This window comes from Sporosarcina limicola (assembly GCF_014873855.1).
In the GTDB taxonomy this organism is placed as follows: Bacteria; Bacillota; Bacilli; order Bacillales_A; family Planococcaceae; genus Sporosarcina; species Sporosarcina limicola.
Genome location: NZ_JADBEL010000023.1, coordinates 49,888 through 61,115 on the forward strand (window position 1 = coordinate 49,888; position 11,228 = coordinate 61,115).

The 11,228-nt window shown below is 41.3% G+C and carries 16 protein-coding genes; 11 read left to right on the forward strand and 5 right to left on the reverse strand.

Annotated elements, in window-relative coordinates:
• The first annotated feature begins 824 nt into the window (after positions 1-824).
• Positions 825-1,529, forward strand: coding sequence for a CBS domain-containing protein (locus tag H4683_RS16480; RefSeq protein ID WP_192599925.1), 705 nt, complete (start codon positions 825-827; stop codon positions 1,527-1,529).
• A gap of 46 nt (positions 1,530-1,575) precedes the next feature.
• Here the strand turns inward: H4683_RS16480 and H4683_RS16485 are convergent, their stop codons facing one another.
• Positions 1,576-1,770, reverse strand: a complete 195-nt coding sequence (locus H4683_RS16485; RefSeq protein ID WP_192599926.1) for a CsbD family protein — start codon at positions 1,768-1,770, stop codon at positions 1,576-1,578.
• A gap of 215 nt (positions 1,771-1,985) precedes the next feature.
• On the opposite strand from H4683_RS16485, the gene H4683_RS16490 reads away from it, so the two are divergent.
• The 4 genes from H4683_RS16490 to tatC are packed head-to-tail and all read left to right on the forward strand — an operon-like array spanning position 1,986 to position 5,544.
• Positions 1,986-2,744, forward strand: coding sequence for a gluconate 2-dehydrogenase subunit 3 family protein (locus H4683_RS16490; RefSeq protein ID WP_192599927.1), 759 nt, complete (start codon positions 1,986-1,988; stop codon positions 2,742-2,744).
• A gap of 13 nt (positions 2,745-2,757) precedes the next feature.
• On the forward strand, positions 2,758-4,470 hold the full coding sequence (locus H4683_RS16495) for a GMC family oxidoreductase (RefSeq protein WP_192599928.1): 1,713 nt from the start codon (positions 2,758-2,760) through the stop codon (positions 4,468-4,470).
• A gap of 21 nt (positions 4,471-4,491) precedes the next feature.
• Positions 4,492-4,689 (forward strand): twin-arginine translocase TatA/TatE family subunit, encoded by a 198-nt coding sequence (gene tatA, locus H4683_RS16500; protein ID WP_192599929.1) that lies wholly within the window; start codon positions 4,492-4,494, stop codon positions 4,687-4,689.
• A gap of 12 nt (positions 4,690-4,701) precedes the next feature.
• Positions 4,702-5,544, forward strand: a complete 843-nt coding sequence (gene tatC, locus H4683_RS16505) for a twin-arginine translocase subunit TatC (protein ID WP_192599930.1) — start codon at positions 4,702-4,704, stop codon at positions 5,542-5,544.
• Between the two features lie 68 nt (positions 5,545-5,612).
• Here the strand turns inward: tatC and H4683_RS16510 are convergent, their stop codons facing one another.
• Complete coding sequence (locus H4683_RS16510) at positions 5,613-5,756, reverse strand: hypothetical protein (protein ID WP_192599931.1); 144 nt, start codon at positions 5,754-5,756, stop codon at positions 5,613-5,615.
• A 265-nt stretch (positions 5,757-6,021) separates the two neighbouring features.
• Here H4683_RS16510 and H4683_RS16515 point away from each other — a divergent pair, with 265 nt between their 5' ends.
• Together H4683_RS16515 and H4683_RS16520 are read left to right on the forward strand one after the other, a co-directional pair.
• Positions 6,022-6,546 carry a GNAT family N-acetyltransferase gene (locus H4683_RS16515; protein ID WP_225942155.1) on the forward strand — a complete coding sequence of 175 codons (525 nt, stop codon included), beginning with the start codon at positions 6,022-6,024 and terminating at the stop codon, positions 6,544-6,546.
• A complete protein-coding gene (locus H4683_RS16520) occupies positions 6,543-7,067 on the forward strand; it encodes a P-loop NTPase family protein (protein ID WP_192599932.1) in 525 nt (174 codons plus the stop codon). Before H4683_RS16515 ends, H4683_RS16520 begins: the two co-directional genes overlap by 4 nt.
• 13 nt (positions 7,068-7,080) lie before the next feature.
• Here the strand turns inward: H4683_RS16520 and H4683_RS16525 are convergent, their stop codons facing one another.
• The 3 genes from H4683_RS16525 to H4683_RS16535 are packed head-to-tail and all read right to left on the reverse strand — an operon-like array spanning position 7,081 to position 8,491.
• Positions 7,081-7,770: an LrgB family protein gene (locus H4683_RS16525; RefSeq protein ID WP_192599933.1), complete on the reverse strand. Its 690-nt coding sequence runs from the start codon at positions 7,768-7,770 to the stop codon at positions 7,081-7,083.
• Positions 7,761-8,144 (reverse strand): CidA/LrgA family holin-like protein, encoded by a 384-nt coding sequence (locus H4683_RS16530; RefSeq protein WP_192599934.1) that lies wholly within the window; start codon positions 8,142-8,144, stop codon positions 7,761-7,763. The genes H4683_RS16525 and H4683_RS16530 overlap by 10 nt, the downstream gene beginning before the upstream one ends.
• A gap of 11 nt (positions 8,145-8,155) precedes the next feature.
• Positions 8,156-8,491: a winged helix-turn-helix transcriptional regulator gene (locus H4683_RS16535; RefSeq protein ID WP_192599935.1), complete on the reverse strand. Its 336-nt coding sequence runs from the start codon at positions 8,489-8,491 to the stop codon at positions 8,156-8,158.
• Positions 8,492-8,608: 117 nt separating this feature from the next.
• Here H4683_RS16535 and H4683_RS16540 point away from each other — a divergent pair, with 117 nt between their 5' ends.
• The 4 genes from H4683_RS16540 to H4683_RS16555 form a co-directional block, all read left to right on the forward strand.
• Positions 8,609-9,451: a VOC family protein gene (locus H4683_RS16540; protein ID WP_192599936.1), complete on the forward strand. Its 843-nt coding sequence runs from the start codon at positions 8,609-8,611 to the stop codon at positions 9,449-9,451.
• Positions 9,452-9,558: 107 nt separating this feature from the next.
• Positions 9,559-10,638, forward strand: coding sequence for an AI-2E family transporter (locus tag H4683_RS16545; protein ID WP_192599937.1), 1,080 nt, complete (start codon positions 9,559-9,561; stop codon positions 10,636-10,638).
• Positions 10,592-10,759 carry an InlB B-repeat-containing protein gene (locus tag H4683_RS22455; protein ID WP_225942156.1) on the forward strand — a complete coding sequence of 56 codons (168 nt, stop codon included), beginning with the start codon at positions 10,592-10,594 and terminating at the stop codon, positions 10,757-10,759. Before H4683_RS16545 ends, H4683_RS22455 begins: the two co-directional genes overlap by 47 nt.
• Positions 10,687-11,228 (forward strand): InlB B-repeat-containing protein (locus H4683_RS16555; RefSeq protein ID WP_225942157.1); only part of this gene is annotated, 542 nt, incomplete at its 3' end. The genes H4683_RS22455 and H4683_RS16555, both read left to right, overlap by 73 nt.

An 11,228-nucleotide genomic window follows, 5' to 3' on the forward strand; every position in this document is an offset into this window, starting at 1 on the left:
TATTTAGTATGAAATCAGCGAGGCGGTGATAAATAGTGTTAAGGCGGTGATAAACCCATACAAGGCGGTGATAAAGTCACTCAAGGCGGTGATAACCGATTCTAGGGGCACATGTTGAGGGGATTACATCCATATTTAGTATGAAATAGGCAAGGCGGTGATAAATAGTGTTAAGGCGGTGATAAAGTACGACAAGACGGTGATAAACCCATACAAGACGGTGATAAACCAATCCAAGACAACTATCCGATCAATAAAAAGTCTCCGAAAACTTTCTTCACAACTAAACCTTATCTTAACCTTTGGATGATAATGTGAAGGATAGAATTCGATTTCAATAGGAGGGAGCGTTGCCACAAGTTGAACAAAGAGTAGATAATATGAAAAGTGAACTTGCACCGCAACTATCTATAGGTGCATAGATTGTTACGTTCTTATTAGTATCCATTCCACTTGTCAATGGTATCTTGCTCTTTGTATGGGCTTTTGATGCGAAAAGTGAAAGACGCAACTTTTCACGTGTTTATCTAATCGTGTTGTGTATCATATTTGCCATCGCTATTACTTTTACCATTATAGCCGATGCACTTGGCGCGTCATCAGGGATTTTTAATTTCTTATAATGAATACTTCTATATAAGTTGAGTTTAAGTTTTACCCTTTTGTTGATTCTACATATGCTTGTTTGACGCGTTTGTTTCAACTATTCAAGTATAAATGGGCCGTTGATCTTTCGTTCAACTTAAATAGTGCGGTTAAACTAATTGTCTGATAAGTCCTCTATGGTATAATTTCTATAATGACAGCCGAATGGGGGACCTCAGATGACTGCACGAAATTCTGATCGATTCATCTTTGCGTATAATCGAATAGAGAAGTCAATGGAAAAAATGAGCGGTACGATTAGCTATATGCCATTCTCCCGTTTGATTGATAAAGCAAAAAAGACGAATGCCATCATTCGGAAATTCGAATATGATCTAAGAGAATACGGCGATTTACGCAATGCAATCGTTCATCATCGGACCGATTTTGACTATGCAATCGCGGAGCCCCATGATGAGATTGTGGAGCTGATTGAATATATTGACCAGGAATTGTCGAAACCTGTGACAGTCGGTGATTTATTTCAACGCAAGGTTCATATTTTGCAAGCATCGGATTCCTTATCGGCCGGTTTAAAATTAATTCGAGAAAAAAAGTTTGATCAGATTCCGATTTATGAAAAACGTAGATTTATCGGCCTTATCACAGCAACCGGAATCACTTATTGGCTGGCCGATAAAATGATTGATGAGATAATTTCCCGTGAAATGCCGACACTTCTCGACATCTATTACCATGAAAAACAGAAAAATACCTATCGTTTTATAAAGAAAGACCTATCCGTTTATGAAGCGGAAGAATATTTCAAAAAGGCAGTTGCTGGGGGAAAACGTCTTGAAGCGCTGCTAATTACGGAAAATGGTTTGGTAGATGAAAAATTACTTGGGATCATCACTCCATTAGATTTGATGAAAATTAAATAAAAAAAGCAGTGCCTTATTCACTCAATGTGAACGAGACACTGCTTTTTTATTTATCGTCTTTATGATCAAATCGGTCTTTGAGTTCGCCGACTTTCTCTTGTACTTTGCCTTTTAATTTGTCGATTTTACCTTCAGCTTGAAGTGACATATTGTCTGTAGCATTTCCGAATTGATCCTTCACTTCACCTTTTACCTTGTTTACTGTACCTTTAACTTTGTCTGAAAATCCACTGTTCGTCATACCAAAACCTCCTTAATTTTGTATAGTACTCTATACCCGACTAGAAAACGTATAAACATCGTTTGGAAATTTTGAATATATAACTAGATGCAGACATGAGATTGTGAAGTTAATCAAATAAATCAAGGTGTATTGTATAAATATGGATTAGGAATGACATGCTTAATTCTTAGAATCATTATCTATATGGATAGCAGTTTAAAGGAGGCTGAAAGATGGATAAAGATAAAAAAGGGTTGTCGAGACGAGACTTTCTGAAGACGACAGGAATTGCAACTGGGGCTCTTGTAGGAGGGGGTCTCATTGGGGGTCTTGTCGGTTACAAGGTCAACAAGGAAGGTCAAGTTGCTGGAATGGGCGGACATAAAGGGGTAGGCGGTGTGCAAGCTGTCGCTAATAATCGTGGCCTGATGTTCTTTACGAACATGGCGGATTTCAATATACTATCCCAGGCGGTTGAACGGATTTTCCCTGAAGATGACCTTGGACCCGGCGCTATCGGACTTGGCGTCCCTTACTTCATAGATAATCAGCTGGCAGGCAATTATGGGAGTAACGCTAAAGAATATATGCAGGGCCCATTTTTCCCAGGAGAAACGACACAAGGGTATCAGAGTAGATTAACGAGGGCAGAAATTTTCAAGCAAGCCATTACGAGGATGAACGAAGAAGCACAGAAGAAATTTAAGATGGAGTTCGTCAAACTGGATGGCGGCCAAATGGACGAAATTATTACTGCATTTCAGAAAAATGAAGTGGCCATGAAAGGTGTAGAATCCGGATTTTTCTTTAGACTTCTCCGACAGGCAACATTAGAGGGTGCGTACGCAGATCCTATTTACAACGGCAATATCAATATGGAAGGGTGGCGCATGAAGGGGTTCCCAGGCAATCAGATGACTTATATTAGCGAAATTGAAAACGAAAAATTTGTGAAGTATGAACTAGAATCCTTAAGTAGCATGGATCATTAAAGGGGGGATAGGAATGGCAAAAACGCTAGAAAAAGTAGATGTTGTCACAGTTGGGCTTGGCTGGACAGGCGGTATTATTGCTGCTGAATGTGCAAAAGCAGGACTGAAGGTTGTCGGATTGGAACGTGGAAAGGAACGTAGTACAGCAGATTTTTTGAGGGTGCACGATGAATATCGATATGCAATGCGTTACGAATTGATGCAGGATCTTTCAAAAGAGACAATTACTTTTAGGAATAACCGGAAGATGCGGGCATTACCAATGCGACAAATGGGTTCTTTTCTTCTAGGGGAAGGACTCGGTGGGGCAGGGACGCATTGGAACGGACAAACATGGCGATTTTTGCCTTATGATTTTGAAATTAAATCGATGACGGACCGGAAATATGGTAAAAATAAACTTTCGGCTGACTACCTCCTTCAAGATTGGGGCATCACCTATGATGAGCTAGAGCCTTACTTCGATAAATTCGAAAAGACAGCGGGTTTATCAGGTGACGCCAAGAATCCGTTCGCGGGGAAACGTTCTTCTGATTACCCAACACCCGCGATGAAAAAAACACCCATATTGAAAAAGTTTGAGACGGCGACAAGTAAACTTGGATACACGCCTTTCATGTTACCATCCGCTAACTTGTCTGAATCCTATACAAACCCTGACGGTGAATCAATTTCAGCATGCCAATACTGTGGGTTTTGCGAACGGTTTGGCTGTGAATATGGAGCAAAGACGTCGCCGGAAATAACAGTTATCCCAACAGCAAGGAAAACGGGGAACTTCGACATCCGTTTTCATGCAAATGTTATAGAAGTTCTGAAGAAAGGTAATAAAGTGACAGGCGTAAAGTATATCGACAACCAAACTGGAGAAGAGTATATACAACCGGCGGAAGTTGTTGTGCTTACGAGCTATGTAATGAACAACGCGAAACTTTTAATGGTGTCGGATATTGGAGAGCAGTATAATCCGGAGACGCAAAAAGGAACACTTGGGAAGAACTATGCCTACCAAATCCTCCCCGGCGCTACGGGCTTTTTCGATGAACAGATGAATGTTTTCATGGGCGCAGGATCTCTCGGTATGACAATCGATGACCTAAATGGTGACAACTTTGACCACAGTGACCTAGATTTCATACACGGAGGAAGTATCTCAATGACGCAGACGGGTACCCGTCCAATTCAAACGAATCCGATACTACCAGACACGCCTGTATGGGGAGCTGAATTCAAGAAAGCTTCTATTTACAACTACTCCAGGACACTTAACGTCTCGACAGAAGGGGCGTCGATGCCGCACAAGGAAAATTTCATGTCGCTCGATACAGATTACAAAGATGTGTACGGAGTTCCGCTACTTCAGTTGACGTATAATTTCACTGAACAGGATCGAAACTTACACAAGTACTTAACCGAAAAAATATCGACCATTATGAAAGAGATGGGTGCGAAGACGGTAATGGCGGGAAATCCAATTACAAATTATGATATCGTCCCGTATCAGACTACCCATAATACAGGTGGAACAATTATGGGTTCGAACGCAGATGACAGTGTCGTCAACAATTATTTACAACATTGGGATGCTGATAATCTCTTTGTTGTAGGCGCAGGAAACTTCGCTCACAACAGTGGCTACAATCCAACGGGAACAGTGGGCGCGCTTGCATATCGGGCCTCAGAAGGAATTATTAAATATAGTAAGAGTGGTGGATCACTTGTTTGAAAATGAAGGGAGCCTTATAAAATGAGTTTAGCTAGTATCGGCGTACCCGGTTTAATCATCATTCTTGTTATTGTGCTAATCTTATTTGGGCCGAAAAAGTTACCTGAAGTGGGAGCTGCGGTTGGAAAGACACTTGCGGAATTTAAGAAATCAGCAAAAGATATTATGGAAGAAGACGAACCAATCCCAAAGGAAACGAAAAAAACGGACCAACTATAAGCAGGTGAGGGTATGGATCCATATGGTGATCATAATCGTGAAATTTTAAGTCCGCTTGATAAACCTAGTGCTATAATCAATGAAGATACAGTAGGGATTGAAATTGAAGAAAGTGTTAGTGTAATATCGAGTGAAGGAAATGGATCTGGGCTGGAAAGTGATCCAACTCTGGTTGGCCATCTTACAGATTTGAGAAAACAGCTGGTCAAAAGCGCTACTGTTTTCCTCTTCTTTCTTATTACAGTGTTTTTAAGTATTAATCTATGGTTTCCGTATATTACCCGCGGTCATGAGCTGATTATTCTCGGACCACTTGAAGTCGTGAAATTTTACATGTCAATTTCAACAGCGATTGCTTTCGGGTTGTCGATACCTTTTCTCTGCCATTTTTTATGGCAGTTCGTAAAACCTGGACTTAACGAACGGGAAAGTCGGTTTCTTAGTCTATACTCGCCCGTCATGTTACTGCTTTTCCTTATAGGTGTGTCGTTTGGTTACTATATCGTCAATCCACTTAGTTATAAATTTCTTGTTTCGCTAGGAGCTGTGAATTTTAACGTAATGGTATCGGCGCAGGAATACATCAGTTTCTTGCTTATGACGACTCTGCCGATTGGGATATTATTCGAATTGCCGATAGTCGCGCTGTTTTTAGCCGCAATCGGATTGCTCACTACGGAGTCGATGCGAAGAGTACGCAAATGGTCATATCTTGCCATTGCCGTTATTTCTGCTTTGATCACGCCACCTGACTTTGTAAGCCAGCTGATTGTACTCATTCCAATGGCATTACTTTATGAAGCGAGCATTTATATTGTAAGGCATTCGGAACGACGTAGTGCTGTTACGAATTAATTCATAAAAAAATCGGCACCCGCTAATGGGATGCCGATTTCTTCATTCAGTCATTTAGAAAAATGAAGTTATGCATTGTTTTGCGTTCCGCTTTTTGCGGAAATTGTACCTGTGAACGATTCAACCTGTTTCATCAGTTTGTCTCGGGCACCTTTATTTCGCATCAAGTACGCCGCGCCAAGTCCGAGTGCTGCCATGGCCATTTTGTTCATAGTGAACATCAACCTCCTCTTTCTTGAAATTTTGATTCATGATAATATGCCCGAGTTACGGAAGATTAAACAAGAAAGTTCTAAGAAGATTATTATGCATTATGTTTGTTGGCGGAATAATACTTATTCATATGAGATTTAATAGAAAAATTTATATTTTTTGATTTTGATATACTTCAGTATTATACTGTAAATAAACAGATGACCTCGGAAGTGTAAATCTTGATTTTTTCACCTTTAAAGAAAATTGAAGGGAACTGATTGGATGAACTATGTTAAGGATTTGAGAAATATGACAGAGGAAAAGAAAATGAAATTAGAGATTAAAAGTATGGATGAAGAGATAGCTAGACAAATCTTAAGTTGGCGATATGATTCGCCCTATAACTTCTATAACAATGAGAATACACCTGAGCAAATCCGAGACCTTCTCGAAAATGATTATTCAGCAATTGTAGATCGAAACGGGGAATTGGTTGGATTCTTTTGTGTAGGCTCTTCGGCGCAAGTACCTGTAGGCGTAAAATTTGGTGCGTATAACGAAGATCTCGTTGATATCGGGCTAGGTATGGCCCCAGTATTAATAGGACAAAGGAATGGTTTCAATTTTTTTGCGTTCATTCTAGAAACGATTAAGGAAATCTACGGGAGTGCTCCACTTCGGCTCACTGTTGCAACATTCAACCAAAGGGCGATTCGCTTGTATGAGAAGTTTGGATTTGTGAAGGGGATTATGTTTACAACGGATTCCGCTGAATTTGTGACAATGAGGAAAGGAGCGGAAAAATGAACAGAATCATGGTAATTGGGGTGGCTTCTGGTGTAGGAAAGTCAACATTTGCGAGGCGATTAGGGGAATTGATTGGAATCGAAGTCACACACTTGGACCGGCTATTTTGGAAGCCAAATTGGGTGGAGGCATCAATCGAAGAGTTTTCAGAAGCACAGCAAAATAGTGTACATAACGAAAAGTGGATTATCGAAGGAAACTATAACGCCACGGCGTCAATTCGGGAACCCCACGCGGATACCATCATCTATTTGGAACTACCCCTTTATGTATGCCTTTACCGCGTGTTGAAGCGCCGGGTTCAATTTCACGGAAAGACACGCAATGATGTTGGCGAAGGCTGTAAAGAGAAAGTGGATTGGGCGTTTTTGAAATTTATCATCACAACATACGGTCCCCGGAAAAAGAAAATGATCGAGCGGTTGCAATACTATGTCGATGAAGGGAAGACCGTGCATTACTTGAAGACGCCGAAACAGATTGAAGGGTTTTTGAAAACAATTGCTAAAAAGTATAAATAGCTAACTGACCCCTTCAATAAAATAACCACGAAATAAGTGGGCCGAGGAACGAGCCAATAAGTGCTGAAAGTGTCATTGCAACGGAACTCATCGAAGCCTCTTGTTCACCGTATTCAATCGCTTTCGAGGTTCCGATTGCATGTGAAGCTACGCCTAACCCGATGCCACGACCGAGAGCGGTATCGATTTTGAAGAGTTTGAAAAGAGGTTGTCCAAATAGAACTCCCGTCAGCCCCGCAATAATGACAAAGACAGTTGCTAAAGTAGGGATTCCTCCTAATCCAGACGTGATTTCCATTGCGATTGGTGTAGTAATGGATTTCGGCAAGATTGTGAGAACAATTTCTTTTGAAAATCCGATGAGCTTTGCAAATAATACCCCGCTTATCATCCCGACCATACTACCTACCAATACCCCTCCAAGGATCGGATACAAATACTGTTTCAAAAGTTTGCGCTGTTTGTATAAAGGAATGGACAAGGATACGACAGCAGGACCTAATAGCGCATCAATCCACTTTCCGCCAACCATATAGGTTTCATAAGGGACGTTAAATAGGACAAGCACGATGATAATTGCAGTCGTCGTTGTTAAAATTGGTACTAAAAGTGCATTATAATATCTGACGTAAATAAAACTCATAATGGCATACATGCCGATTGTCAAAAAGATAAAAAGAATGGAAAGTGTGATTAATTGCATTCAGACTCCTCCTTTCTTTTCACCGTATGCTTGGCGATGGATTGGCTCACAAAGCTTGCAATCCACAACGTCATGAACGTGCTGATAATCGTAATCGGGATTAAGACGATCCCTTTCCCCATGAAGAATGGTCCAAAATTCATGACACCAACCGTAGCGGGGATGAAGAATAAGGGCAATAACGATAAAAATAGATAGGCACCGGATTCAACCCATTTCAAATGGATGATTTTTAACGATAAAGCTATCCATAATAACAGTAGGCCAATGATGCTTCCTGAGAGTGGTATATGCAGGGTATTCTGAAGCCATCCCCCAACAAGGAAAATTCCATACAGTAGAAGGGCTTGAAGTAATTGTTTCGCGATTTTCAAATACTCACCTCCTAGTTTTCTATATCGGAAACGGACTCTGGTTCAATCCATACTTGTGACCATTTTTCAATTGCTTTCATAACCGGCGTGAGTGACAGCCCTTTCTCGGTTAACGAGTATTCAATTCGGACAGGTGTTTCAGGATAGACATCCCGGACGATAAAACCTTGCTGCTCAAGGTCTTTTAGTCGTTCCGATAAAGTTTTCCCGCTGACACCGAGTTTGTCAGTCATTGTGCAAAAACGTTGTGGACCTGTCATTAATTGATACAAAATAAGTGTGGTCCAGCGTTGGCTTAGGATAGACATGGCTTTTTCAAAGCGAGGGCAAAGTTCAAAGTTGTTCATATGAATGCGGCTCCTTTCGCCGAAATGTGAATGGTTGACAATGTTTATTATAACATATAAAGTTAGTTACATAAAGTAAGTAACTAACTATATAAAAGGAATAGAGGAGGAAGTTAGATGAATTTTCATAAAGCACCGCACACGTATACAGGAGAAGTACATTTGAACGTTTTAGATTTGGATCGATCCGTTCGATTTTATCAAGAAATCATTGGATTTAAAATTCTTAAGGAGGCTTCCGATAAAATTGTGTTGACGGCGGATGGGGAAACCCCGTTGCTCATTATCGAACAACCGGAAAATGTGACGGCGAAGGAGCCACGAAGAACGGGGCTTTATCATTTTGCGCTTTTATTGCCAACGAGGTCGGATCTTGGAAAGGTGATTGTACATTTGGCGAAAAATAATATCCCGCTTGGTGCTTCTGATCACAAAGTAAGTGAAGCACTTTATTTGTCAGATCCAGACGGCAATGGAATTGAAATTTATGCAGATCGTGCAGTCAATTATTGGGAGTGGAACAATGGTAATGTTTCAATGAGTACAGATCCACTCGATGCGGAAAGTATTGTGGCGGAAAGTGCTGGTCAGGCATGGGAAGGACTGCCTGACGGAACAATTATGGGGCATATCCATTTACATGTAGCAGATTTGCCAGAGGCGGAAACGTTTTACAAGGCACTTGGTTTCGAAGTCGTCAGTCAGTATCCACAGGCATTGTTCATGTCGACCGGAAAATACCATCACCATATCGGATTGAACACGTGGAATGGTGTGGATGCATCGCGTCCTTCTAAAGATAGCGTGGGACTTCAATCATTCACGCTCGTTTATCCAACTGAGGCAGTGTTGAATGAAGCCATTGTGAAAGTGGAAGCGTTCGGGGCGACGGTGGAATCAATCGAGGGTGGATTTATGACGGAAGATCCGTCTGGAAATCGGATTGTGCTTCGGGTCTAGTTTAATGACAGGGAAAAATAATGAAACTTCTTTCGACACTATGCGTATAACAACGTATACTTAGAATAATGAAACAGTCTAGTATATGCCGAAAGGAAGTGGAAATCTTGACGAAAAAATTGTGGTTCCAGGTTGGTGTAGGAATTTTATTATCTATGCTGATTATTAAATACTTTGTGGAAATCAAATGGGTTTTTGCGCCGCTTGTGATAATAGCGAAAGTAATCTTTTTGCCATTGTTACTTGGTGGAGTTCTTTATTACATCACTGAACCGCTACAAGGTTTTCTTGAAAAGAGGAAAGTACCTCGTTGGGGAAGTATTTTAGCAATTCTCTCCAGTCTTGCCGTCTTTATTTGGATCTTCATCGCAATTATTGGGCCTCCAGTAACAACACAGGTGAATAACCTAGTTGAAAATGCACCGGTCATTGCCAAAGAAGTTAATGAAATGAAAGACAACCTATGGAAACAGAAGCAAGAGCTTCCGCCTAAGTTACAAGAATCGATTAATAGTGCGGCGGATTCTGTACAGTCGATTGCAGTCAAGTTTGGGATATGGATTGTTCAATTTTTACAGTCATTTTTCCAGGCAATGTTCTTACTGATTCTTGTACCATTTTTCTTTATTTTTATGTTGAAGGATCATGAGAAGTTTGCGCCATTCATTTACAATTTCTTTACGGGTGAGAGGCGGGAATGGGTACGGAAAACGTTAAAAGACATGGATACCGTACTCCGTTCTTATATTCAAGGACAGTTCCTAATTAGTACCATATTAGCATCGTTATTGTTTATAGGTTATTTAATTATTGGTTTGGAGTATGCACTTCTTCTTGCAATATTTGGTTTATTCATGAACCTTATTCCGTTTATCGGTCCCTGGATTGCGGTCGTTCCAGCCTTGATCATTGCCTATATCCAGGATCCGACATTGGTAATCGGGGTAGCAATTGTGACGCTCGTTGCCCAGCAGGCGGATAGTAACTTGATAACGCCGCACGTCATGGGTAAAACGCTTCATATCCATCCACTCACGGTCATCACAGTTATTTTGGCAGCAGGAAACATCGCCGGATTCCTCGGTATCATCATCGCCATTCCGACATACGCGGTCGGTAAAGCAATTGTGAAAAACGTTTATGCAAGGCGCAAGGAAATTAAACAAGCTGCTACGAAGACGATATAGTTTATCAGGCTCTTTAACAATAGTGAGAGCGGGCTACACGTTTGCAGGTTGGAATACAAAAGCAGATGGAAGCGGAACGAGCTATGCGGCAGATGCAGCGCTTACGATGGGAAGTGCGTAACACTGCATGCACAGTGGACAGCGTTACCTCTACCGACTGGAGGCGACTATACCCCGCCACCATCATCGGGTGGTAGCGATTCTACCCCACCAACACGTGTGAAAATTACATTTCATACAAATGGAGGCACAGTAGTAGAACCAATCGAGATTGCTTACAACACAAAAGTAAATGATTTATCTGTGCCAACAAGAGAGGGCTACCGTTTTGATGGTTGGTATCAGGATGAAGCATTGACGATGAAATGGGCAGAGGGGACATCTGTCACAGCGAGCCTAACGCTCTATACGAAATGGACAGCGTTGTCAGCGGAAGAACCGCAAGAGCCTGAGGAGGAATTGCCAAGGGTGACATTTATCGATATAGAGACGCATTGGGCAAGAGAAATGATTGAGGAATTAGCAACGCAGGGTATTATTCAAGGTTATGAGGATGGTACTTTCCGTCCCAATGCATCCATTAGTCGTAT

Coding starts and splice junctions, on each gene's coding strand:
- H4683_RS16480 (WP_192599925.1), top strand. CDS start 825: ATGACTGCACGAAATTCTGATCGATTCATCTTTGCGTATAATCGAATA.
- H4683_RS16485 (WP_192599926.1), bottom strand. CDS start 1,770: ATGACGAACAGTGGATTTTCAGACAAAGTTAAAGGTACAGTAAACAAG.
- H4683_RS16490 (WP_192599927.1), top strand. CDS start 1,986: ATGGATAAAGATAAAAAAGGGTTGTCGAGACGAGACTTTCTGAAGACG.
- H4683_RS16495 (WP_192599928.1), top strand. CDS start 2,758: ATGGCAAAAACGCTAGAAAAAGTAGATGTTGTCACAGTTGGGCTTGGC.
- tatA (WP_192599929.1), top strand. CDS start 4,492: ATGAGTTTAGCTAGTATCGGCGTACCCGGTTTAATCATCATTCTTGTT.
- tatC (WP_192599930.1), top strand. CDS start 4,702: ATGGATCCATATGGTGATCATAATCGTGAAATTTTAAGTCCGCTTGAT.
- H4683_RS16510 (WP_192599931.1), bottom strand. CDS start 5,756: ATGAACAAAATGGCCATGGCAGCACTCGGACTTGGCGCGGCGTACTTG.
- H4683_RS16515 (WP_225942155.1), top strand. CDS start 6,022: ATGAACTATGTTAAGGATTTGAGAAATATGACAGAGGAAAAGAAAATG.
- H4683_RS16520 (WP_192599932.1), top strand. CDS start 6,543: ATGAACAGAATCATGGTAATTGGGGTGGCTTCTGGTGTAGGAAAGTCA.
- H4683_RS16525 (WP_192599933.1), bottom strand. CDS start 7,770: ATGCAATTAATCACACTTTCCATTCTTTTTATCTTTTTGACAATCGGC.
- H4683_RS16535 (WP_192599935.1), bottom strand. CDS start 8,491: ATGAACAACTTTGAACTTTGCCCTCGCTTTGAAAAAGCCATGTCTATC.
- H4683_RS16540 (WP_192599936.1), top strand. CDS start 8,609: ATGAATTTTCATAAAGCACCGCACACGTATACAGGAGAAGTACATTTG.
- H4683_RS22455 (WP_225942156.1), top strand. CDS start 10,592: ATGCAAGGCGCAAGGAAATTAAACAAGCTGCTACGAAGACGATATAGT.